This is a genomic window from Dermacoccus abyssi, from assembly GCF_003515945.1.
Lineage (GTDB): Bacteria > Actinomycetota > Actinomycetes > Actinomycetales > Dermatophilaceae > Dermacoccus > Dermacoccus abyssi.
In genome coordinates, this window is the sequence record NZ_QWLM01000022.1 from 1 (window position 1) to 22870 (window position 22870).

The 22870-nt window shown below is 67.9% G+C and carries 22 protein-coding genes; 12 read left to right on the forward strand and 10 right to left on the reverse strand.

What is annotated here, in order from left to right; all coding sequences use genetic code 11:
* Positions 1 to 161 precede the first annotated feature (161 nt).
* Positions 162 to 635 (forward strand): hypothetical protein, encoded by a 474-nt coding sequence (locus D1832_RS13780; protein ID WP_118914871.1) that lies wholly within the window; start codon positions 162 to 164, stop codon positions 633 to 635.
* Between the two features lie 76 nt (positions 636 to 711).
* Here D1832_RS13780 and qcrB read toward each other — a convergent pair whose 3' ends face one another.
* The 4 genes from qcrB to ctaE are packed head-to-tail and all read right to left on the reverse strand — an operon-like array spanning position 712 to position 5084.
* Complete coding sequence (gene qcrB, locus D1832_RS13785) at positions 712 to 2442, reverse strand: cytochrome bc1 complex cytochrome b subunit (RefSeq protein ID WP_118914873.1); 1731 nt, start codon at positions 2440 to 2442, stop codon at positions 712 to 714.
* A complete protein-coding gene (qcrA, locus tag D1832_RS13790; protein ID WP_118914875.1) occupies positions 2439 to 3548 on the reverse strand; it encodes a cytochrome bc1 complex Rieske iron-sulfur subunit in 1110 nt (369 codons plus the stop codon). Before qcrA ends, qcrB begins: the two co-directional genes overlap by 4 nt.
* Positions 3549 to 3598: 50 nt before the next feature.
* Complete coding sequence (gene qcrC / locus D1832_RS13795; protein WP_118914876.1) at positions 3599 to 4378, reverse strand: cytochrome bc1 complex diheme cytochrome c subunit; 780 nt, start codon at positions 4376 to 4378, stop codon at positions 3599 to 3601.
* A 52-nt stretch (positions 4379 to 4430) separates the two neighbouring features.
* Entirely contained in the window at positions 4431 to 5084 is a 654-nt protein-coding gene (ctaE, locus tag D1832_RS13800) for an aa3-type cytochrome oxidase subunit III (protein ID WP_082128771.1), read from the reverse strand.
* A gap of 216 nt (positions 5085 to 5300) precedes the next feature.
* Here ctaE and trpD point away from each other — a divergent pair, with 216 nt between their 5' ends.
* On the forward strand, positions 5301 to 6356 hold the full coding sequence (gene trpD / locus D1832_RS13805) for an anthranilate phosphoribosyltransferase (protein WP_118914878.1): 1056 nt from the start codon (positions 5301 to 5303) through the stop codon (positions 6354 to 6356).
* Between the two features lie 19 nt (positions 6357 to 6375).
* The gene (locus D1832_RS13810) at positions 6376 to 6657 is read left to right on the forward strand and encodes an Lrp/AsnC family transcriptional regulator (RefSeq protein ID WP_118914879.1); all 282 of its coding nucleotides are present in this window, start codon (positions 6376 to 6378) and stop codon (positions 6655 to 6657) included.
* Positions 6658 to 6663: 6 nt separating this feature from the next.
* Here D1832_RS13810 and D1832_RS13815 read toward each other — a convergent pair whose 3' ends face one another.
* Positions 6664 to 8391 carry a DEDD exonuclease domain-containing protein gene (locus D1832_RS13815; protein ID WP_118914880.1) on the reverse strand — a complete coding sequence of 576 codons (1728 nt, stop codon included), beginning with the start codon at positions 8389 to 8391 and terminating at the stop codon, positions 6664 to 6666.
* A gap of 227 nt (positions 8392 to 8618) precedes the next feature.
* On the opposite strand from D1832_RS13815, the gene D1832_RS13820 reads away from it, so the two are divergent.
* Positions 8619 to 8789 (forward strand): hypothetical protein, encoded by a 171-nt coding sequence (locus tag D1832_RS13820; protein WP_182434805.1) that lies wholly within the window; start codon positions 8619 to 8621, stop codon positions 8787 to 8789.
* Positions 8790 to 8812: 23 nt separating this feature from the next.
* Positions 8813 to 9622 carry a hypothetical protein gene (locus D1832_RS13825; RefSeq protein ID WP_147362725.1) on the forward strand — a complete coding sequence of 270 codons (810 nt, stop codon included), beginning with the start codon at positions 8813 to 8815 and terminating at the stop codon, positions 9620 to 9622.
* A 22-nt stretch (positions 9623 to 9644) separates the two neighbouring features.
* Here the strand turns inward: D1832_RS13825 and D1832_RS13830 are convergent, their stop codons facing one another.
* Complete coding sequence (locus tag D1832_RS13830; RefSeq protein ID WP_118914883.1) at positions 9645 to 11435, reverse strand: AMP-dependent synthetase/ligase; 1791 nt, start codon at positions 11433 to 11435, stop codon at positions 9645 to 9647.
* Between the two features lie 93 nt (positions 11436 to 11528).
* Between D1832_RS13830 and D1832_RS13835 the strand changes: the two genes are divergently transcribed.
* From D1832_RS13835 to D1832_RS13850, 4 genes are all read left to right on the forward strand, one after another.
* Positions 11529 to 12014 (forward strand): SRPBCC family protein, encoded by a 486-nt coding sequence (locus tag D1832_RS13835; RefSeq protein WP_118914884.1) that lies wholly within the window; start codon positions 11529 to 11531, stop codon positions 12012 to 12014.
* Positions 12015 to 12105: 91 nt separating this feature from the next.
* Entirely contained in the window at positions 12106 to 13071 is a 966-nt protein-coding gene (locus D1832_RS13840; protein ID WP_118914885.1) for an ROK family glucokinase, read from the forward strand.
* The gene (locus D1832_RS13845; protein ID WP_118914886.1) at positions 13068 to 14054 is read left to right on the forward strand and encodes an ROK family glucokinase; all 987 of its coding nucleotides are present in this window, start codon (positions 13068 to 13070) and stop codon (positions 14052 to 14054) included. The genes D1832_RS13840 and D1832_RS13845 overlap by 4 nt, the downstream gene beginning before the upstream one ends.
* Complete coding sequence (locus tag D1832_RS13850) at positions 14051 to 14725, forward strand: endonuclease/exonuclease/phosphatase family protein (RefSeq protein WP_118914887.1); 675 nt, start codon at positions 14051 to 14053, stop codon at positions 14723 to 14725. Before D1832_RS13845 ends, D1832_RS13850 begins: the two co-directional genes overlap by 4 nt.
* 6 nt (positions 14726 to 14731) lie before the next feature.
* Here D1832_RS13850 and D1832_RS13855 read toward each other — a convergent pair whose 3' ends face one another.
* A complete protein-coding gene (locus tag D1832_RS13855; protein ID WP_118914888.1) occupies positions 14732 to 15295 on the reverse strand; it encodes a hypothetical protein in 564 nt (187 codons plus the stop codon).
* A 167-nt stretch (positions 15296 to 15462) separates the two neighbouring features.
* Here D1832_RS13855 and D1832_RS13860 point away from each other — a divergent pair, with 167 nt between their 5' ends.
* The gene (locus tag D1832_RS13860) at positions 15463 to 16380 is read left to right on the forward strand and encodes a lysophospholipid acyltransferase family protein (RefSeq protein ID WP_118914889.1); all 918 of its coding nucleotides are present in this window, start codon (positions 15463 to 15465) and stop codon (positions 16378 to 16380) included.
* A gap of 61 nt (positions 16381 to 16441) precedes the next feature.
* Positions 16442 to 17815 carry a class II 3-deoxy-7-phosphoheptulonate synthase gene (locus D1832_RS13865; protein WP_415557343.1) on the forward strand — a complete coding sequence of 458 codons (1374 nt, stop codon included), beginning with the start codon at positions 16442 to 16444 and terminating at the stop codon, positions 17813 to 17815.
* 76 nt (positions 17816 to 17891) lie between these two features.
* Here the strand turns inward: D1832_RS13865 and pknB are convergent, their stop codons facing one another.
* Positions 17892 to 19859: a Stk1 family PASTA domain-containing Ser/Thr kinase gene (pknB, locus tag D1832_RS13870; protein ID WP_118914890.1), complete on the reverse strand. Its 1968-nt coding sequence runs from the start codon at positions 19857 to 19859 to the stop codon at positions 17892 to 17894.
* A 90-nt stretch (positions 19860 to 19949) separates the two neighbouring features.
* Positions 19950 to 21116, reverse strand: coding sequence for a LysM peptidoglycan-binding domain-containing protein (locus tag D1832_RS13875; protein WP_118914892.1), 1167 nt, complete (start codon positions 21114 to 21116; stop codon positions 19950 to 19952).
* A 120-nt stretch (positions 21117 to 21236) separates the two neighbouring features.
* Between D1832_RS13875 and D1832_RS13880 the strand changes: the two genes are divergently transcribed.
* Entirely contained in the window at positions 21237 to 21611 is a 375-nt protein-coding gene (locus D1832_RS13880; protein ID WP_118914893.1) for an Rv2175c family DNA-binding protein, read from the forward strand.
* Between the two features lie 26 nt (positions 21612 to 21637).
* Here the strand turns inward: D1832_RS13880 and D1832_RS13885 are convergent, their stop codons facing one another.
* Positions 21638 to 22726: a polyprenyl synthetase family protein gene (locus tag D1832_RS13885; RefSeq protein WP_118914895.1), complete on the reverse strand. Its 1089-nt coding sequence runs from the start codon at positions 22724 to 22726 to the stop codon at positions 21638 to 21640.
* Between the last annotated feature and the right edge of the window lie 144 nt (positions 22727 to 22870).

A 22870-nucleotide genomic window follows, 5' to 3' on the forward strand; every position in this document is an offset into this window, starting at 1 on the left:
AACTGGAAGCAGGCCCTCGCCCAGCTCGCCGCGGCCTACCCCGACCGGATCAACCCCTACCTGTGACCACCCCGCTTACACAGACAAGTTGACACGCCCGCGTCGACTTCGCGTCGCCGACAGTGCCTGCGGCTTCACCTCAGGGCGAGACAGTCAACCAGGTGGCTGTTCCGACCTACACGCCCGAAGAGGCTGCTGCTCAAGCCTGGACCACACAGATCTTCACGAAGCCGGGCGTGGACATCCGGCCCGTCGGCAACACGACTCTGACTGGTCTGCCGACCTACTTCCGTGCCGCCTTCGGAGCTGAAGGGCTCGCACCGGGGGAGAGCGTCACGACGACGGTCCTCGGTCACACGGTGACCATCCGTCCTGCCAGCGCCCTCTACACGTACCACTACGGCGACGGAACGAATCACGGACCCACCCCCGACCCCGGCGGTGTCTACCCCTCAGGCGGGGTGACGCACACCTACGCTCGCAAAGGCGCCGTCAACACGCGCATCGATGTCACACTGACCGGCGAGTTCAGGATTGGCGGGGGAGCGTGGCAACCCATTCCCGGTTCGACGACGGTGGCGGGAACACCAGAACAACTCACCGTCGCCATTCTTCAGTCCCGTCTACACCACTGAGACTTATCGCAGACGAAGGAGGGCCCGATCGGCTGTTGCCGATCGGGCCCTCCTTCGTGTGGTGCAGCGAACTGACTCAGCGCTGACCCGTCTCCTCGGAGCCACCGTGCAGCTCACCGACGAACTCATCGGACTTCGCGTCCTCGAGGACCGCAGCCTCAAGCTCGTCGTGGTCACCGTGGTGGTGAGCCGCTTCGAGCTCGGCAGGCGTGATGGGGGCGATGCGGTCACGGAAGTAGAAGTTGGTCCAGCGGTTGCGGCGCTTCGCCTTCTTCAGCTCCTTACCCTCAAGGCCGGAGGTGTCGATGTTGCTCGGGGCCTGAGCCTCGTAGCCGACCAGACGCCAGCGGGTGAACTCGTCGAGCTCCTCGTGGGCCTCGAAGAAGCGACCCTCGGGGGTGCGCACGATGCGACCCGACTCACGGCCGTGCAGCACGAGGTCCCGGTCGTGACGCTGCAGGCTGAGGCAGATGCGCTTCGTCACCCAGAAGGCGATGATCGGGCCGAAGATCACGAGGAAGCGGAACAAGTACGTGATGTCGTTGATCGACATGTGCAGCTTGATCGCCATGATGTCGTTACCGGCCGCGAACATGAGCACCGCGTAGAACACCGCGAAGCCCACACCGATGGCGGTACGCGTCGGAGCGTTGCGCGGACGGTCGAGCACGTGGTGCTCGCGCTTGTCGCCGGTGACCCAGTTCTCGATCCACGGGTAGATCGCGATCATGCCGAAGAAGATCGGCAGCAGGGCGATCGAGCCCGGGAAGATGTTCATGCTCCAGGTGTGGCCGAGAAAGACGAACTCGAGGAACCCGGGCAGCAGTCGCAGCGCACCGTCGGCGAAGCCCATGTACCAGTCAGGCTGCGAACCGGCGGTCACCTGCGTCGGCTCGTACGGACCGTACGCCCAGATGGCGTTGATGCCGACGAGGCTCGAGATGAGAGCCGTGATGCCGAAGACGATGAAGAAGAAGCCGCCGGCCTTGGCCATGTACACCGGCATGAGCGGGAAGCCCACGACGTTCTTGTCCGTGCGACCCGGGCCGGGGTACTGCGTGTGCTTGTGCACGACGAGCAGGATGAGGTGAGCCGCGAGCAGCGCCACCATGATGGCCGGGATGAGCAGGATGTGCAGCGAGTAGAAGCGGGGGATGATCATCTCGCCGGGGAAACCGCCGCCGAACAGGCCGTACGAGATGTACGTACCGACGATCGGCGTGGAGAGGATGAAGCCCTGCATCGCTCGGATACCCGTACCGGACAGGAGGTCGTCCGGGAGGGAGTAGCCCATGAAGCCCTCGATGATGGCCAGCATGAACAGCAGGGTTCCGATGACCCAGTTGATCTCACGCGGCTTGCGGAAAGCACCCGTGAAGAACACGCGGAACATGTGCATCATGATCGACACGACGAACAGGAGAGCTGCCCAGTGGTGGAGCTGACGGATCAGCAGACCACCGCGGATGTCGAACGAGATGTCGAGGGTCGAGGCGTAGGCCTCGGACATCTGGATGCCCTGCAGCGGCACGTACGAGCCGTTGTAGGTGGTGTGGCCCATCGACGGCACGAACCAGAAGGTGAGGAACGTACCGGTGATGAGCAGGATGATGAAGGAGTACAGCGCGACCTCACCGAGCATGAAGCTCCAGTGATCCGGGAAGACCTTCTTCATGAGGAAGCGCACGCCCTTGGCGGCGCCGCTGCGCTCGTCGATCCAGTTCGACACACCCGCCAGGCCGCCCTTGGGGTCCTGACGCTGCGTCGTCGGAGCGTGCGAGTCGCGCGCGGAAGCAGCGGTGCTCACGACTTGAGTTCCTTCCCGTTGTCTTCCCAGAAACTCGGTCCGACCGGGCGCTTGAAGCCCTGGTCAGCCACGAGGTAGCCCTCGTCGTCGACGGAGATCTTCAGCTGCGGCAGCGGGCGCTTGGCCGGGCCGAAGATGACCTTGCAGTCGTCCGTCATGTCGAACGTGGACTGGTGGCAGGGGCAGAGCAGGTGGTGCGTCTGCTGCTCGTAGAGGCCCACCGGGCAACCCACGTGCGTGCAGATCTTGGAGTAGGCGACGATGCCGTCGACACCCCACTGACGCTGACGCTCCGACTTGATCTTGGCCTCGTCGAGACGGACGAGGAGCACGGAGGCCTTCGCCTTCTCGTTGAGGGGGTGCTCGGTGTCGTTGACACCCTCGGGCAGGACGTGGAAGACCGAGCCCAGCGTCACGTCGGACGCGCGGATGGCGGTGCCTTCCGGGTCACGCATGAGACGACGGCCGCGCCCGTTGATCTTCGTGTCCCACATCGTCTTGACGAGGTCGAGCTTCGGCATCGGACCCAGGCCACCGAGGAGGGGGAGGGCGACCGGCACGGCGAACAGGCCGAGCGCGCCACCGAGCGTCCACTTCAGGAGCGGGCGACGCTTGAGCTGAGCAGCCTCGGCGCCACCGGTCATGATGTTGGCGGCGGCTTCCCAGGCCTCGTCGTCCGACTTCAGCTCGTGACGCTCTTCGATGACCTCTTCGTCCGGCATGAGCGTCTTCGCCCAGTGGACGGCACCGAGGCCGATACCGAGCAGCGACAGCGCCAGCGTGAAGCCGAGAACGAAGTGAAGCGCCTTGGTCGGGCCGACGAACGGGATCGTCATGACCGAGTTCTTGTCGATCGCGAAGTAGGCCACGACGAACAGCACCGTGGCGAGCATCGACATGATGAACAGGGTTGCGACCTGACGCTCGGACCGCTTGGCAGCAGCCGGGTCCTCGTCACCGAGACGGTGGACGTGCGGCGGGAGGCCGGGGTTCTCGAAGCGGTCGGGAAGTGCGCCCGTGCCTTCGATGTGCCCGTCGTTCAGGCTGACCGGAGCGTAGTCCGACGAGCCCTCACCCGGGTGCGCCGAAGCGCCGGATTCATTCATGTTCTTGCGATTCCTGTCTGACGAGTCAGATCCGAAACGGGGAAACTTCATCAGGCCGCCTTACGTCCGAGCCACACGGCCACACCGATGCACAGGCCGATACCGAACGTCCAGGCGAACATGCCCTCCGTCACCGGGCCGAGAGCACCGAGGTTGTGACCGCCCTCAGCAGGGTCGTTCTCGACGTGCTTGAGGTAGGTGATGATGTCCTTCTTGTCCTGCGGCGAGAGGTTGGTGTCGTTGAACACCGGCATCGACTGCGGGCCCGTGACCATGGCCTCGTAGATGTGCTTGCCGCTGACCGACATCAGGGTCGGGGCGTACTTGCCTCGCGTCAGGGCGCCGCCCTGGCCGGAGGCGTTGTGGCACATGGCGCAGTTGACGCGGAAGAGCTCGCCACCCTTGGCAGCGTTGCCGTTCGGGGTCGTGTACTCCTTCTCCGGAACGCTCGGGCCGGGGCCCAGGCTCTGGACGTAGGCAGCCATCTGCGCGATCTGCTCGTCCGAGAACTGGACGTTGTTGCGCTGGGCCTGCGTGTTCGGAGCCGCGAGCGGCATGCGGCCGGTGCCGACCTGGAAGTCGACCGACGCAGCGCCGACGCCGACGAGCGACGGGCCGGAGGTGGTGCCGGTGGCGTTGGTGCCGTGGCAGGTGGAGCAGTTCGAGAGGAACAGCTGCTTACCGGCCTTGACGTCCTCGGCGCTGGCGCCGGCAGCCTTGGCGGTCTTGGGCGCGAACGCGGCGTAGAGGCCACCGGTCACCACGAGGGCGAGAAGCAGCACGACGAACAGGGCAGCCGGGTGTCGGCGGCGGGCGGCGAGAGTGCTCACGAGAACATCCTGTCGACGGTCGGGGAAATGATGCGGCGCGGTTCGTGGCGCATTACTTCAGGAGGTAGATGGTGGCGAACAGTGCGATCCAGACGACATCGACGAAGTGCCAGTAGTAGGACGTGACGATGGCGCCCGTGGCCTGGTGGTGGCTGTAGTTCTTCGACGTGAAGGTACGGCCGATGATCAACAGGAAGGCCAGGAGACCCAGGGTCACGTGGATGCCGTGGAAGCCGGTGGTGATGTAGAACATCGAACCGTAGGCGTCACTGTCGAGCGAGATGCCCGCCTCGTGGAGCTCGGAGTACTCCAGCACCTGGCCGGACACGAAGATCGCGCCGAACAGGTAGGTGAGGGAGTACCACTCGCGCATGCCCCACTTGCCGACCTCGAGAAGCTTGCCCGTGCGGTGCGGGATGCCGTGCTCGGCCTTGAACACGCCGAGCTGACACCACACGGACGAGATCACGAGGACCGTCGTGTTGATGGCCGCGAACGTGACATTGAGGTGATGCGTGCGGTCATGCCACAGGTCACCTGCCACGGAGCGGATCGTGAAGTACATCGCGAACAAGCCGGCAAAGAACATGAGTTCGCTTCCGAGCCACACCATCGTGCCAACGGCAGTCAGGTTGGGTCGGGTCGCCGGTCCGTGCCCGGCGGGGATGCCGTGTTCGCTCGTCTGAGCTGTAGTTGCGGTCGCCACCCGGACATTATGTCCTGCCCATTCCCCGATCGCGCACGCGGCCCCCCGAAGAGACACACTTTTGTTACTTCCGTTGTGAGAGCACTGGGTTTCGCACGGGTTCGAGCTGTGGGTGTGATGCGCGTCGTTCCGCGCATCGGGAGGCGGCACAGGGTGAGTCGGCGGCGGGCCTAGAGTTGGGGAGAACCCGTCGTCCGACACCAGCGAGGTATCGCAATGCAGTGGCCGCAACTCGTCTCACACCTCGTGCGAGGTGAGGACCTCAGCTATGAGCAGGCTCGTGCGGCCATGGACGCGATCATGTCCGGGGAGGTCTCGCCCGTCCGGATGGCTGCGTTCCTCGTGGCTCTTCACTCCAAGGGCGAGACCGTGCAGGAGCTTCAGGGCCTCGCGGACGTCATGGTCGAACACGCGCGCGCTCTCGAGGTGCCGGGCCCGACGCTCGACATCGTCGGCACCGGTGGCGACATGGCACACACGGTGAACATCTCGACGATGGCGTCCCTCGTCTGTGCCGGCGCCGGGGTGCGAGTGGCCAAGCACGGCAACCGGGCGAGTTCCAGCTCGACGGGCACCGCGGACGTCCTGGAGGCTCTCGGCGTCGATCTCACGACGGAGCCCGAGCGTCTGCAGGCCGAAGCGCTCGAGGCCCCCATGACCTTCCTCTTTGCGCAGCTTTTCCACCCCGCCATGCGTCACGCGGCGACGACGCGCCGTGAACTCGCCGTTCCGACGGCCTTCAACTTCCTGGGTCCGCTGACCAACCCTGCGCGCCCTGCCGTGGCCGCGGTCGGGTGCGCGAACAAGGCGATGGCCCCGGTCATGGCGGGCGTGTTCGCCGAGCGAGGCACGGATGCGGCCGTGTTCCGCGGTGACGACGGACTCGACGAGCTCACCTTGGCCGCGACCTCGACGGTGTGGTGGGTGTTCGACGGCGCGGTGGAGGAGCACGTGCTCGGCCCGCAGGACGTCGGTCTCGAAACGGCACCGCTGGAAGCCTTGCGAGGTGGCCAGGCGGACGAGAACGCCGAGGTCGTGCGCCGTCTGCTGGCCGGCGATCACGGTCCGGTGCGTGACGCCGTCCTGTTCAACGCGGGGCTCGCGTTGGCCCTGACGGAGCAGCAGGCGAGCGGTGAGCGCTTCGGTGGACGTGGCGATCTGGCCGAGGCGGTGCGAGCCGGCGTCGCCCGGGGCGCAGAGGCCATCGACTCCGGTGCTGCTGCCCGAGTTCTCGACGGTTGGGTCGAACGTTCCCGCTCGGCGTCGCGCTGACGATGGCTACGGTGTACCCGTGATCACCGCAATTGTTCTCATCGAAGCCGAGGTCTCCCGCATCCCCGAGGTGGCCGCGGAGCTCGCCGATCTCGACGGCGTCGACGAGGTCTACTCCGTGACAGGCGGCGTCGACCTCATCGCCATGGTGCGCGTTCCCTCCTACGAGGACCTCGCGCCTGTCATCTCCGATCGCATCAACAAGGTCGCCGGCGTGACGGGCACGGACACGCACCTCGCGTTCCGTACCCACTCCAAGCACGACCTGGAGGCCGGCTTCGACCTCGGCCTCGACGGCTGAGAACCCTCACGAAGCGCGCTCTTCCTCCCACGCGAGTTCGCGAGCACGCTCGACGAGGGGATCGAGCCGTGACAAGGCGCCGCCGGCACCGCCCACGGGGCTGACCCACGGGAGATCCGAGTCGACCACGCGGGTTCCGGGGCGCTCGAGCCAGCGCAGCACGACGTCCGTCTCCTCCGGGAGTGTCTCGTCGGTGGGCGACACCGCTTCGGCGAAGAGGGCGAGTGACTCGATGACGGGGCGCGGGTCCTCCCCGCGATTCGCGTGTGCCGACCCCGCGAGCCGTCCGTAGCGGACGACCGCGAACTCCCAGCCTCCGCCGGCGCGTGGCCGGGCAGCGACGAAGTGGGGGTTCTCGACGAGCGGGGCGCGCCGCTGGTGACGATCGGCGCCGCGCAGCATCTCCACGAGGGCGTCGCGCGTGGCGCGGGCATCTTCGAAGCGTTCGTCCGTGGCCAGGCGAGCGAGACGTCCTTCGAGATCGGAGACGAGCGTCGAAGTGCCGGACTCGAGCTCCTGGCGCAGCGCCGTCACGATCGGCGCGTAGGCCTCCGGTGTGAGTTCGCCGAGGCAGGGGGCGTCGCATCGGTCGATCTCGGCGAGAACGCACGGGGGCGCGCCCTTGCTCGAAATCGGTTGAGTGCACTGGCGGATCCGGCGCACGTCGTGGATGGCGTCACGCGCGGCGCCGGCCGCGGTCTTCGATCGGAACGGGCCCACGTAGAGGGCCTCGTCGTCGCGTCGGGAACGGACGACGGACAAGCGGGGGAAGCGCTCGTCGGTGACCTTGAGCCATGCGGCCTTCTCGGGCCGGGCGGCGCGCCGATTGAAGCGAGGGCGGAACTCTGCGATCAATCGGATCTCGCGCACATGAGCTTCGAGCGCGGTGGCGCAGGGGATGGGCGTGACGGTGTGCGCGAGGTCGACCATGAGGCCCATTCCGCGCCGCTTCTCAGATGCCGTGAAGTAACTCTTGACTCGACGTTTAATGTTTCCCGAGGTGCCGACGTAGAGTGGAACGCCCTGCTCGTCCTTGAAGACATAGACGCCCGGCGCCTCGGGTAGGCCGTCGGCCATCGTCGCGCGACGGCGACGCGCAGCGGGCACCTTGGCGCCGAAGACGAGGAGATCCTCGCGGGACGTCACGCCGAGTGAGCCGGCTCGGGCGAGAAGGGCGTGCAGCACGTCGACCGTGGCTCGCGCGTCGGCGAGAGCGCGGTGATTGGGAGTCGTGTGAGCACCGAAGTGTGCGGCCAGGGTTCCGAGGCGGTGGTTGCGCACCTCGTCGCGTGGGACGAGGGCGCGAGCGAGCTTCACGGTGTCGACGACGTCGGGGGCGGGCCAGTCGATGGCGTGGCCGGCGCACGCAGCTTTGAGAAAGCCGACGTCGAATCCGGCGTTGTGGGCCACGAGAACGCTGTCATGTCCGAGGAACTCGAGGAAGGCCGGCAGAACCCCCGCGATGCGTGGGGCGTCGTACACCATGCTCGTCGTGATGCCGGTGAGGCGCTGGATCTGGACGGGGATCTCATGGCCGGGGTCGACCAGCGTGGCGAACTCTCCCAGGATCTCGCCGCCGCGTACCTTCACGGCGCCGATCTCGGTGATGCCCTCGGCCTCGGGGCGTCCGCCCGTCGTCTCGAGATCGACCACGACGAAGGTCACGTCGACGAGAGGCGTGCCGAGGTCACTGAGCGACGTCTGCACACCCGTCTGCGCTGTCGTGATCTCCATGCTCCGCACGGTAGATGCCGGCACCGACAACCCCTTGCTCCTCGAGGCTCGATGGCGCCGGCCATCGGATGAATTCCGCTGAATAGCGGGGTTGTCGGTACCCGCACCTACCGTCGTCGTCACAAGCCGATCGCATGGGCGAACGGCCGCGAGAACCAACCGAAGGGGGCATCATGCTCATCTCGTGCAACTCCTGCCCGGTGCGGGGTCGCGCTTGCGACTCATGCGTGGTCACGACCTTCCTCGGGCTGCCCGAACCGGCCCTCGGCGAACCCGAGTGGGAGGCCGAGGACCACCGGGTGCTCGACACCCTGTGCGCCTCCGGCCTCGTGTCCGCCCACGACGCGGCGGACGCGCGACTCGAGCGCGCGCCGTTCGGTCTTCAGGTGGCCGTCTGAGACGCGCCCTCTAGGGTTGGCGCATGCCGTCCCGCCGCCGCGTTATCGGGTTGCTGCCCGTCGTCCTCGCCGCGGCATGCTCTGGTGGCGACGGTGACGCTCGCGACGCGGAGTCGCCGTCGGGTTCAGGAGGCGGTTCGTCGAGGCAGGCGATGCGCCTCGAGACGCCGCTCGGCTCGATCGACCTGTCGGTAACCGAGGGAAGCGCATCGGAGTGGGCGGACCTTGTGAAGCGTGCGGCAGGCGACGTGGCCACGATCTGGGGTAAGGCCCAGGAGAGCGTGAGGGTCGCGGTCGTCGACGACGCCACCTTCGCCGCGGCTGCTGACGGGCTCGACGGCTCGACGGCAGCCGTGACGACGAGCGACGGGCGCGTGCTCGTCTCGCCCAGCGCGGCGAGATCGCTGACCGACATCGGGCGACAGGTCGTCATTGCCCACGAACTGGCGCACGTGCGGTTGCGGCACTTCGGTTCCGATCGCACAGCGCTTTGGCTCAAGGAGGGTGCTGCGGAGTGGACCGCAACCCCCGATCAGGCGCCGAGGCTCCCCGCGCGTTGGCCGAATCTTGCGGCAGCCCACAACGCGCGGCAGGAACACTTCACCGGTCCACCGCCGGCGCAGCAGTTCCAGCGTGATGCCCGCCTGGGGTACGAGTGGTCCGCGGCCTACGTCACCTACCTGGCCGACGTCGCGGGTGCGCCGGCGCTCAAGCGCCTCGTGCAGTCGCGCTCGGACGAGGAGCACGCCAGCTCATCGGCCCGACAACTCCTCCCCGACAGTGCCCAGTCGTTCGCCGCATGGCTGGATCGGGCGCTGAACTCCGGTAGCTGAGGCGCGAACCTCCGCGGCGTGCTCAGGCGTAGAGCTCGTCGACCTGCTCGGCGAAGTCCTTGAGCACGACGTGACGCTTCACCTTGAGCGACGGTGTGAGGTGCCCCGAAGCCTCCGTGAGGTGTTCCGGCAACACCGTGAACTTGCGGATCGACTCCGCGCGCGACACGAGTTGGTTGGCCTTGTCGACCGCAGCCTGCAGCTCTTCGAGTACCTCGGGGCGCGTGCGTGCCTGCTCGGGGTCGAGGTCGGCGACGCCGTGCTCGTTCGCCCACGCCGGCAGCGCCTCCTCGTCGAGGGTGAGCAGCGCCGCGATGAACGGGCGGCCGTCACCGACGACGACGGCTTCGGCCACGAGGGAACCGGAGCGCAGGGCGTCCTCGAGGCGCGACGGGCTGACGTTCTTGCCGCCCGCGGTCACGATGAGGTCCTTCTTGCGGCCGGTGATCGTGAGGTAACCCTCCTCGTCGAGCGAGCCGAGATCGCCCGTGCGGAACCACCCGTCGACCTTCGCCTCTGCGGTCGCGTCAGGGTTGCCCAAGTACTCGCGGAAGACGTTGATGCCCTTGACGAGCACCTCGCCGTCCTCGGCGATCCGCAGGCAGACGCCAGGGCATGCCGGGCCGACGGTGCCGATCTTGAGTCGCTCCGGCGGGTTGACCGACGCCGGTGCTGTCGTCTCCGTCAGGCCGTAGCCCTCAAGAACGGGAAGGCCGATCCCGTTGTAGAAGTGGGCGAGGGAGGCGTCCAAAGGCGCGCCACCGGAGATCGAGTACCGGAGCTCGCCGCCGAACGCCGCGCGCAGCTTCGCGTAGACGAGACGGTCGAAGACCGCGTGCTTGGCCCGAAGGAGCAACGACGGGCGCCGTCCCGCGTTCGTGGCCTGGCTGTGCTTCGTCGCGACATCGGCGGCGGTGTCGAACACGCGACCCTTGCCGTCAGAGACTGCGCGCTGACGCGACGCGGCGAACACCTTCTCGAACACCCGCGGCACCGCGAGCAGGTACGAGGGGCGGTAGGTCCCGAGGTCGTCGACGAGGGTGGTCATCGACGTGTGCCCCAAACGGGTTCCGGAAGCGATCGCCACGTACTGGATGAGGCGCGCGAAGACGTGCGCGAGCGGCAGGAACAGCATCGTCCCGTTGTTGTCCTCGCCATTGACGAGCGCGTCCATCCGGGCCAGGGCGTTCTGCGACAGCGCAACGAAGTTGCCGTGCGTCAGCACGCAGCCCTTCGGGCGGCCGGTCGTGCCGGAGGTGTAGATGATCGTCGCCATGCTCTCGGCGTCGAGGCTGTCGCGTCGTGCGCGCATCTCGGCATCACTGACATCGCCGGCACCCTGACGCAACTCGTCGAGGTGTCCGCCGTCGATCTGCCAGACGTCACGCAGGGCCGGGCACTCGTCGCGGACCGTGGCGATGCTGCGGGCCATGTCGACGTCCTCGACGATGGCGGCGATCGAGCCGGAGTCGCGAAGGATCCAGGAGATCTGGTCGGCCGACGACGTCTCGTACACCGGCACGACGACGGCGCCGGCAGTGAGCAGTGCGAGGTCGACGAGTGTCCACTCGTAGCGGGTGTGGCTCATGAGGGCGACACGGTCGCCCGGTCGCACGCCCGACGCCATGAAGCCCTTGGCCAACTGCTCCACCTCGGCGAGGAACTCGCGGTGGGTGATCTCACGCCACGTGGCCCCCTCGCGCACGGCGTAGCCGACCTTGTCGCCACGCTGCGTCGCGTTCGTCGTGAGCAACTGCGGAAGACTCGCTTCCGCGCGGACGGGAACGAGCAGAGGTTCGCAGCTCTCCTGCATGGCGACCTTTCGTCTGAGGCGTGGGGTGGCGGGGTGGACTGACGTCCGAAGGCCGCGCCCAGCCTAGCGGCTTGCTCGAAAGGTTCCGCGCGCATGCCCTACTGTCGCGACATGGGTGAGCACACGAACGCGACTCGGGTGATGTCAGCAGATCCGGAGACGGTGCTGGCCACCGTCGTCGACATCGAGGCCTACCCGAGGTGGACATCGCAGATCACACGGGCCGAGGTGTTCGCGTTGGATGCGGCGGGCATGCCGAGCGACGCAGAGCTGAGGATGGACGCCGGGCTGCTCAAGGACGTCCTCCGGCTGCGCTACCGCGTGACGAGGCGGGGCCCGGAAGCGGAGGTCGCGTGGACACTCGTCGCGGCGCAGCAGCTACGGAGCCTGGAGGGTTCGTACCGCATCGTGCCGACGGCTCAGGGGTGCACCGTCACGTACACGTTGAACGTGGATCCCGGCATTCCGATCATCACAGCACTACGCCGCAAGGCCGAGGCAACGGTCGTTTCGGTGGCGCTGGACGACTTGGCGCGTGAGGTCGAGCGCCGAAACACGGAAAGGGCGCACCCCGAGTGACGGCGAGGCGATTTGGCCACCGTCGCGGAGCCGTTCAGGATTGGTGGCACGTGCGGTCGCCCGAGTGGCTCCGCGGGATGAAGGGCACAACGTGAGCGTGAGCATCGGTATCGACATCGGCGGAACGAAGATCGCCGGCGGTCTCGTCGACGCCGAGGGCCGACTCGTCGAGCAGGCACGCCGTGACACGCCTGCGCAGGACGCCGAGGCCATCATCACCGGCACGGTCGACCTCATAGGGGAGCTTGCCGAGAAGGCGCGAGCCCATGGTGACGAGACGCCCAAGGTGGGGGTTGCGTGCGCCGGTTACATCGATCGTGAGGGGGCGACGGTCCTTTTCGCACCGAACATCGCGTGGCGCCACGAGCCGCTGCGCGCCCAGCTCCAGGAGGCCACCGGTCACGACGTCGTCATCGAGAACGACGCCAACGCCGCCGGGTACGGGGAGTTCCGCTACGGCGGCGGCAAGAACGTCGACGACATGGTGATGATCACGCTCGGCACTGGTGTCGGCGGAGGCATCGTGCTCGGCGGCGAGGTCTTCCGCGGCAGCCACGGCGTCGGCGTCGAGATCGGCCACATGCGCGTCGTCCCGCACGGACACCTCTGCGGCTGTGGCAACCGAGGTTGCTTCGAGATGTACGCCAGCGGCAGCGCGCTCGTTCGCGACGCGCGGGCCCTCGTCGACGAGGGGACTCCGCAGGGAAAGCGTCTGCGTGAGTTGTGCGACGGCAAGCCGGAGAACCTCAAGGGCGTTCACGTGACGCAGGCCGCCCAGGAAGGTGACGAGGCGGCGGTGGCGCTACTCGCCGAGATCGGACGCTGGCTGGGCGAGGGCGCCGCGTCGCTCGCGGCGATTCTCGACCCGCAGCTCTTCGTCATCGGAGGAGGTCTCGCCGAAGCGGGCGACCTCGTCCTCGAGCCCGCACGCGTCGCGTTCGCCGAGGAACTCACCGGCGGCGGGCACCGCCCCGCGGCTCGTTTCTGCGTCGCGACGCTCGGAAACGACGCAGGCGTCATCGGCGCCGCAGCACTGGCAAGGGAAGGACGCGCGTGAGTCTCGCGATCGGTATCGACATCGGCGGCACGAAGGTGGCCGGCGGTCTCGTCGACGAGGAGGGCAACGTCATCGCCCGCGCCCGTCGCGACACCCCACACCGCTCGACGAAAGCGGCGGTCGTCGAGGACCTGCTCGTCAGCGTTGTCGACGAACTTGACGCCGTCGCGGAGCGCGACTCGCTCGGCGACGTCTCCGCCGTCGGCATCGGCGCGGCAGGTTTCGTCGGAGCGGATCGCTCGACGGTCGTCTTCGCCCCGCATCTGTCGTGGCGCAACGAGCCGCTGCGCGAGAACCTGCGCGCGCGGTGCACGCACCCCGTCTTCGTCGACAACGACGCCAACACGGCGTGCTGGGCCGAGTGGCGCTTCGGTGCCGTGCGCGGTGAGAGCCACCTCGTCATGGTCAACCTGGGAACCGGAATTGGCGGCGCCGTGCTGTTCGACGGGGAGATCCAGCGCGGTAGGTACGGCATCGCGGGGGAGTTCGGCCACATGCAGGTCGTGCCCGGCGGCCTGCGCTGCGAGTGCGGAAACCGCGGCTGCTGGGAGCAGTATGCGAGCGGCAACGCGCTCGTGCGCGAAGCTCGCTCGCTGCTCGCCGCCGAATCGCCCATGGCTCACGACATCGCGGACACCCTCGGCGGCGACCTGACGAAGCTGACCGGTCCGATGATCACCGAGGCCGCCTCGGCCGGTGACGCCACCGCCGCGGAGCTTCTCGCCGAGATCGGCACGTGGCTCGGCACTGGCCTCGCCAACCTCGCCAGCGCGTTCGATCCGAGCGCCTTCGTCATCGGCGGTGGAGTCTCCGCCGCCGGTGACATGCTGCTCGGCCCGGCGCGTGAGGCCTTCCGCAAACAACTGCCCGGGCGCGGTTACCGCCCGGAGGCCCGCATCGCCCAGGCGCAACTCGGCAATGAGGCCGGCCTCGTCGGCGCCGCAGACCTCGCCCGCAGCGCCGTGAAAGGAAACGTGGCATGACGGTACGACTCATGAGCTACAACGTGCGGGGCCTCAAGGACGACCGCGCCGCGCTGCACGAAGTCATCGAGCACGCGCGACCTGACGTGCTGTGCCTGCAGGAGATGCCGCGTCACCCGTTCTCGAACCACAAGGTCGCGGCTTTCGCCGAGAGCCTCGGCATGGTCTGGGGCGGCGGCAAGCGTCATCGCATGAGCACCGCGCTCATCACGTCGCCGCGCGTCGAGGTGCGTCGCAGCGGTCACGGCCTGTACTCCGTGCCGCGTCCGCAGGAGCCGCGCGGTTACGCATGGGCGGAGGTGGCGTTGCCCGGTGAGAAGCCGTGGGTCGCGATCAGCACGCACCTGTCGCTCTACGGAGCGTTGCGCGGTGGACACGCGCGTGAACTGCTCGGCGACGAGACCCTCGACCACACGTTGCCGTGGGCGATCGCCGGCGACTTCAACGAGCTCGAGAACGGCCCCGCCGGGCGCGAGTTCAAGCATCACGGTCTGCTCGACGCGGGCCCGCGCATCAACACGTTCAACGCGGCCGACCCGCACAAGCGCATCGACTTCATCTACGCCTCGCCGCAGCTGACGCTGACGGCCGTCGACATGTCCGCGGTCGAAGAGCAGATGAAGGTCGCGACCGACCATCGCCCGCTCGTCGTCGACGCCGTCATCGCCTGACGAGCCTCAGACGCGCGCCCCGTCGTCGTCATCGTCCTCGTCGCGTGACTTCGGCTGTCGGGCCACGGCCATGACGAAGCCGGCTGCGGTGATGAGCGCGGCGAGGCTCCACCACAGCGTTGCGGCGTTGCGGTCGAAGAAGAGCAGGTAGAGCAGCCACAACGGGCCCAGCACGAGGCAGCCCAACATGACGATCGTTGCCGGGTCGTCGCTGTCGAGGGGCGTCGGCTCGGGTGGGACGAAGTCGTCGTCGTCCTCGAGTTCGGGAGGGTCCCCAAGAGGTCGATTCGTGTTCAGGTTCGGCAGCGAGGGCGCGTCGTCACGCAGCCGCCACTGGTCACGGAAACCCGGAACGGGGGAGTCGTCGTCCGTGGCCGACGACGACGCGCTGTCGCCCCGCGAGTTGTCCTTGGGTGGCTCGGCAAAGCCGTGGTCGAACCGGTGGCGACTCGCCGGGGGCATCTCACGAGGTTCGTCGCCAGAGGAATCCGACTGCGGCCGCAGGCTCTTGGCGATGGCCTCGAACTCCGCGTCCCAGTCGCGGGCCTCGTCGGGCTGCCCGTTCGTCATCGAACGCGGTTGCGGCGCGCGGGCACAGCGCTGCCACGGAGATCGTCGAGCTGCATGCCCACATCCTGGCACGAGAGGGGTAACGCCGCGGCCCGGACGGGCTACGCGTCATAGGTCACACCGACTAGAGTGACATCGGATTCTCACGCCCAACAGGAAGTTCTCCCGTGCTCTACTGGCTCCTCAAGCGAGTTCTCGTCGGCCCGGCGCTGCGGACGGTGTTCCGCCCGACCGTCGAAGGGCTCGAGCACGTCCCGGATTCGGGGCCTGCGATCCTCGCCATCAACCACCTGTCGTACTCCGACTGGCTCTTTCTGCCGCTCGTGCTCGACCGTCGCGTGACGTTCGTCGCCAAGTCCGAGTACTTCACCACGCCCGGCGTCAGGGGCCGCATGCAGAAGAGCTTCTTCTCGGGCACGGGCCAGGTGCCGATCGACCGCACGAGCGGTTCGGCGGCCGCGGGGGCACTCGCGACGGGCAAGCGGATCCTCGCTGAGGGCGATCTGTTCGGAATCTTCCCCGAGGGCACGCGTTCGCCGGACGGCCGCCTCTACAAGGGCAAGACGGGCGTGGCCCGGTTGGCACTGGAAAGTGGCGCGCCGGTCATCCCGGTGGCACTCATGGACACCGACACGGTGGCCCCTCCCGGTGAGAAGTTCGGTCGTTACGCGCAGCCGCACGTGCGCTTCGGTGTTCCGCTCGACTTCTCGCGCTTCGAGGGTATGAGCGCCGACCGTTTCGTCCTGCGTTCGATCACCGACGAGATCATGTACGAGCTCATGCTCCTGTCGGGCCAGGAGTACGTCGACGAGTACGCCGCATCGCGCAAGAAGTCCGTTGCCGAGAAGGCTCGCACCATCGGTGAGGGCGCGGTTCACGTGGCCAAGGAGATCCAGGGCAGCGCCACCTCCGTCATCGAGGATGCCGCCTCACGCCTGCCGCGCAAGAGCAGCGACGCCGACAAGGGCAAGAACACGGACGCAGCCGCGTCAGCAGAAACCCCCGACTCCTCCGGCGACGTGACCACGGAGACGATTCAGCCGGTGGCCGAGGCACCGGGTGAGGAAGCGAGCGAGCGCTCCTGACTCCGTCTCAGCAAAAGGGCTGAGATGCGCAGGATTGGACAGCGGTCATAGGCTTTGGAGGGTGAGTACCACCCCCGAAACCCAGACCATTTCGACTACGACCCGTCCCGTGGGCCTCGACTGGCCGAAGCTTCCGGCGAAGCAGCAGCCCACGTGGCCCAACGACGGCTCGCTCGAACGTGTTTCGGAGAACCTGGCCAGCTATCCGCCGCTCGTCTTCGCGGGCGAGTGTGACGATCTGCGCACCCGTCTGGCCGCCGCAGCCCGCGGCGAGGCCTTCGTCCTGCAAGGTGGCGACTGTGCGGAGATGTTCGCCTCGGCCACGGCCGACAACATCCGCGACCGCATCAAGACGATCCTCCAGATGGCGGCCGTCCTCACGTACGGCGCGAGCACGCCGGTCGTGAAGCTGGGCCGCATCGCCGGCCAGTTCGCGAAGCCGCGCTCGAAGGACACCGAGACCCGTGGCGACGTCACGCTCCCGGCCTACCGCGGTGACATGGTCAACGACTTCGCCTTCACCGAGGAGGCTCGTCGTCCGAACCCGGACCGTCTGCTCCAGGCGTACAACACGAGCGCGGCCACGCTGAACCTCGTGCGAGCCTTCACGCAGGGCGGTTTCGCCGACCTGCGCAACGTGCACGAGTGGAACAAGGGCTTCATCGCCAACGCCGCGAACTCGCGCTACGAGAAGACGGCCAAGGACATCGACCGGGCGATGCGCTTCATGGCGGCCTGTGGTGCCGACTTCGACGCCCTCAAGGCGGTCGACTTCTTCTCCAGCCACGAGGCGCTGCTGCTCGACTACGAGCGTCCGCTGACGCGCACCGACTCCCGTTCGGGCCGCCCGTACGCCACGTCGGGACACATGCTGTGGGTCGGTGAACGCACCCGCGAGATCGATGGCGCCCACATCGACTTCATCAGCCGCATCTCGAACCCGGTCGGCATGAAGGTGGGTCCCAAGGCCGACCCGGACGACCTGCTGCGCATCATCGACAAGATCGACCCCGAGCGTGAGCCGGGCCGTCTGACGTTCATCACGCGCATGGGTGCGAGCACGATCCGCGAGGCTCTGCCGCCCATCGTCGAGCGTCTCAAGGCCGAGGGCGCCACGCCGTTGTGGATCACCGACCCGATGCACGGCAACACGTTCGAATCCTCCAGCGGCTACAAGACGCGTCGCCTCGACGACGTCGTCGACGAGGTCCGTGGCTTCTTCGAGGTGCACGAAGCGGCCGGCACGGTGCCGGGCGGCCTGCACGTCGAGCTCACGGGCAACGACGTCACGGAGTGCCTCGGCGGCAGCGTCGAGGTGCGTGACGAAGACCTCGAGAGCCGTTACGAGTCGGCGTGCGACCCGCGCCTCAACCACCAGCAGAGCCTTGAGCTCGCCTACCTGGTGGCCGAGATGCTGGGTGCACGCAACGCCTGAGCAACGACCGCTTCACGCCGAACGGCGCTCGCCCCGACGAGGGGCGAGCGCGTTCGGCGTTTGTCGAGGAGCCGCCTCAGAAGTTCAGCGTGACAGTGGAGCCCTTGGGCGCCTGCTTGCCGGAGCCGCCCTCGGGCGACTGGCTGGAGACGGTGCCGTCGAGGAGATCGTCAAGCCACGAGCCGCCGTCGACGTCGAATCCGGCGTCCTCGAGCGTGCGGCGGGCATCGGCTGCGCTCATGCCGACGACATCCGGGACGTCAACCATCTCGGGTCCCTTGGACACGGTGAGCGTGACGGTGCTTCCTGCCCGCGCGGCCGTGCCGCTGCTCGGGTCGGTGGAGACGACCTTGCCCGACTCGATGTCCGGGTCGTAGTCCTCCGTTGTCGTCACGGAGAAGCCGAGCGCCTCCAACTGACGCTTCGCATCGTCCTCGGACGATCCGGAGACATCGGGGACGTCGACCTCGGCCGGTCCGTCGCTCACGATGAGGGTGATCGGGGTGTCGTGACGCACGCGGCTGCCACCTGCGGGGTTGGTGCCGACGACCTTGTCCTTCTCGATGTCGGAGTGTTGCTTCTCGACGCGAGCGACCTTGAACCCCTTGCTCTCCAAGGTCTTGCGCGCGTCGTCCTGCGTGGCGTTCGCGGTATCGGGGACGTCGACCATGCGGGGGCCGGTGCTGACCCAGAGCGTCACATCGCTCGTCGGACGGCGCGACGCTCCGCTTTCGGGTGTCGTGCGCACAGCCTGCCCCGTGGGCACGGTGTCGGACTCGGTGGTGCGGACCTTGACGTCGAAGCCTGCGCTCCGCAGGGTCGAAACGGCCTGACCTTGAGCTTGACCCTGAACCTTGGGAACGGTGCGCGGGCCGAGGGGGCCGACGGTGAACGCGATGGCCGCCACGACGGCGACGACGAGTGCGGCGACGGCGAGCACCCAGGGCCACCAACGGCGCGGGCGCTCGTTCTCGACGACGGTGGCGCGGCTCGGGAGGGCCGTCGTCGACTGGGGGCCGTACTGGCGGGTGACGAGCGGGGAGTCGGGAGCCTCGGCTGCAGAGGAGGCTCGGGCGACCGGCGCGGTCGTACCGTCGGCGGCCGCGGAGACGCGGGTGTGCTGGGTGTCGGCGTTCGTCGTCAGTGACGACGGCGGGGCCGGCGGTACCGGGACGTCGAGAACGTCGTCGGGGAGTTCGGCGCGAAGCCTGGTGACTTCGGTCTTGAACTCCTCGGCGTCGTCGGGACGCTCCTGAGGCTCCTTGGAACAGGCCCGGGCGAGGAGTGGGTCGAAGGCGGCAGTGAGCTCCGGCAGGATCTCGGAGGGCTTCGCCATCGTGCCGTGCACGTGCTGGTAGGCCACCTGGACGGGAAGGTCGCCGTCGAAGGCGCGGTGACCCGTGAGCATCTCGAAGAGCACGAGTCCCGCGGAGTAGACGTCGGAACGGGTGCCCGAGGGGCTGAAGCTCGACGGCTCGACCTGTTCGGGCGACAGGTACGACGCCGTGCCGATGAGGACTTCGCTGTCCACGCTCACACCGCTTCCGGTGACCGCGCGGGCCAGGCCGAAGTCGGCGACCTTGACCCGGTCGGCAGCGTCGATGAGAACGTTCTCCGGCTTGATGTCGCGATGCACGAAGCCGGCCCGGTGGGCGGCGGCGAGGCCGTCGAGCAGCTGCTCGAAGAGCGTGAGCTGCTCACCCACGCTCCTGTCACCGTCGCGAATGACGTCGCGCAACGTGCGACCGCGCACGAGTTCCATGGCGAGATAGACGACATCGGCGTCCTGCCCCTGGTCGTGCACTGCGACGACGTGGGGGTGGGCAAGTCGCGCCGCAGCGCGGGCTTCACGCTGGAAGCGCTCGACGAAGACGGGGTCACGCGCAAGGTCGGCCCGCAAGACCTTGAGGGCGACCTCCCGATCGAGGCGGAGGTCTCGAGCGACGTACACACTGCCCATGCCACCGTCCGCAAGATGCTCGAGGACGCGATAGCGCCCTTCGACGGTGCGGCCGATGAGGGGATCGGCGTGCGAGGTGGTCACGGTGGCGAGTCTAGGTGGCGGGGCAGGAAGAACGCTGAACGCTGCGGGTCGTCAGGTGAGGACACGGAGCGTGCCTGGCGCCCGGCTGCGTCAGCCGCCGAAGCGCTTCATGTGCGCCTTGACGCTGCTGACGTACTGGCGTGTGTCGGGGTAGAAGCCGTGTTTCCGGACAGCGCCGAGGCCCTGGTAGTAGGAGCCGATCACCTCGTCGCGGTTGTTGGCGTGCTGGGTGAGGAAGCGCAGAGTGACGACGCCTGCCGTGATGTTGTCCTGTGGGTCCATGAGGTTGAGCTTGCGGCCTGCGAGGTCGCCCGCCCAACGGCCGGTGGCCGGCATGACCTGCATCGTGCCGAGCGCGTCGCAGACGGAGACGGCGCTCTGGCGGTGCCCCGATTCCTGCCAGCCGATGGCGAGGGCGAGCGTCGGGTCGACCCCGTAGCGCTTGGAGGTGGCGACGATCATCGAACGGATCTGGGCCTGGTTCGGCAGGTTCGCCTGCGCGAGTTGCTGACGGTGACGATCACCCGAGGCGACAGCGGAGGCCGGGTAGCGCCGTGCCGCAGAGGTGCCGGCGTACTTGACGACGTGCGTCGGCTTGGGTGCGTAGCCACCGGCATGGGCCTTCGAGGTGGGCTTGCGAGCAGGCTTCGTGGTGGGCTTCTTTGCCGGCTTCGCGGCGGAGGTGACACCGGCAACGGGGATCTTGACCTGAGACCCGACGTGGAGACGACGCGCGTCGAGCCCCGGATTCGCCTTGATGACGCTTGCCAGGCTCGCGTGATGACGCTGGGTCAGCGTGTAGAGCGAGTCGCCCGGGCGCACGGTGACGCTCTTCGTGTGACGAACGGCCTTCTTCGTGGGCTTCTTCGCCGGCTTTGCTGCGGGCTTCTTGACCGGCTTCGCGCTCGTGGCCTTCGACGGCTTCTTGACGGGCTGCTTCTTGACGGGCTTCGTCGCCTTCGGGGCCGAGGCGGGGACCGGCACCTTGAGGACGGTGCCCGGCACGAGACGACGGAACTCGATGTTCGGGTTCGCCTTGACGATGGCCGCGACGCTCGAGGAGTGGGTTCGCGCGATGGCGTAGACCGAGTCCCCGGGGCGGATCGTGACGTTCTTGACCTTGCGGGTCGGCTTCTTCTCCGCAGCAGGGCTGCTCTCCGCGGCTCCCTTGACGAACTGCGCGTGAGCTCGGCCCGGCTGAACGTGCGCAGGCGGCGCCGCGTGCAGTGCGACGGGGACGTCGTAGGTGAGAGGCATGGCTCACACGCTAGGTGGTGGCGTGGCTCGTCCTGCGAAGGCGCGCCCGAAGGGGTGAAGCTCGCCCCGGTGCGCTGGCCGACATGCGGTAACGCGTTCCCGTCTGGCAATCTTGGGGTCGTGGATGACGCAACGCACACGGAACTCGAAGCACTTGTCGGTGACTGGCTCACCGTGCCCGACCTCGCCGAGGAGCTGGGCATGTCGCTGCGCCAGGTGCGTCAGATGATCGCCGATCGCGAGATCGTCGCCGCGCGCGTGGGGGAGCGCAATGTCGTCGCGGTGCCGGCATCCTTCGTTCAGGACGGTGCGGTCGTCACACCTCTCATGGGCACGGTGACGGTGCTCTCCGACGCGGGGTTCAGCGACGAGGAAGCGATTCGCTGGCTGTGCACGCCCGACGAGACGTTGCCGATCGACGGCGCTCCCATCGACATGCTGCGTGCGGGCCGCAAGGCCGAGGTGCGCAAGCGTGCCATGGAAGAGGCGTTCTGACGTTGCTGCCCTGACGGCGCGGCGGCTCAGCTGGAGCGAGCGGTGGTCGTCCCGATGAAGTCGTGCAGAGCGGTGAACGCTTCGGTCGGCATCGACTCGCGGAGCGACTCGAGCGCGGCGCGCGCTTCGTCGGCTCCCTGAGTGATGCGCTGCTCCACGGCGTCGACGGCGCCGGTGCTCATCGCGAGCGCGCGGAAACGCTCGATCTCGTCGGTGTCGAGGTCGTCGTGGCCGAAGCGGGTGTCGAAGAACGCGCGGTCGTCGACGCAGAGGTCGTCGAGCAGGTGAGCGACGATGACGGTGCGCTTGCCTTCGCGCAGGTCGTCACCGGCCGGCTTGCCCGTCTGTGCCGGGTCGCCGAAGACGCCGAGCAGGTCGTCGCGCAGCTGGTAGGCCTCGCCGAGGGCGAGACCGTAGCGCGAGAGGGCTTCGAGAGTGGCGTCGTCGCCGCCGGCGCAGGTGGCACCGATGAGCAGGGGGTGCTCCATCGTGTACTTCGCGCTCTTGTACCGGATGACGCGCAGAGCGCGGGTGATGCGCTCGTCGGTGGCGAGCCCTTCCCAGTTCTGCACGGCCTCGAGGACGTCGAGGAACTGCCCGCCCATGAGCTGGGTGCGCATGAGGTCGAAGACCCGACGTCCGCGAAGAACCTCGTCGGCGGGTAGACCGCTCGTCGCGTACATCTCGTCGGCCCAGGTGAGGCACAGGTCGCCCGCGAGGATGGCGCCGGCCTCGCCGAAGCGGTCGGCGTCGCCGGTGAGGCCGCGCTCGCGGTGGGCGTTCGCCATGGCCCGGTGGGCAGCCGGCATGCCGCGGCGGGTGTCGCTCGCGTCCATGACGTCGTCGTGCAGCAGCGCGGCGGCCTGCAAGAGCTCCATCGACGCGCTGGCGCGCACGAGGGCGTCGCTGTCGGCGCCGCCGGCGGCGCGGTAGCCCCAGTAGAGGAACGACGCACGCACGCGCTTGCCGCCGGAGAGCAGGGAAGCGATGGCGTCGACCATGAGATCGGTTTCGTCGCCGAGGGGGGCGAGAACCTCGCGCTGGTGGGCGACTTCGGCGTCGACGGTGCGCTGGATGCGTTCGAGCAACTGCGATGCGTCCGCGGAGTTGGGCACGTCTCGATCCTTCCGGCAAGCGACTCCCACCGAGCCTACGCGGTCGCTCCGATTCCGCGGAATCTGGGGGTTGTCGCCGGGGCGTTCTAGTGTCACCATATCGAACATGAGTTCGAAAGAACGGGCTTGTGCTGTGCCGTTGTT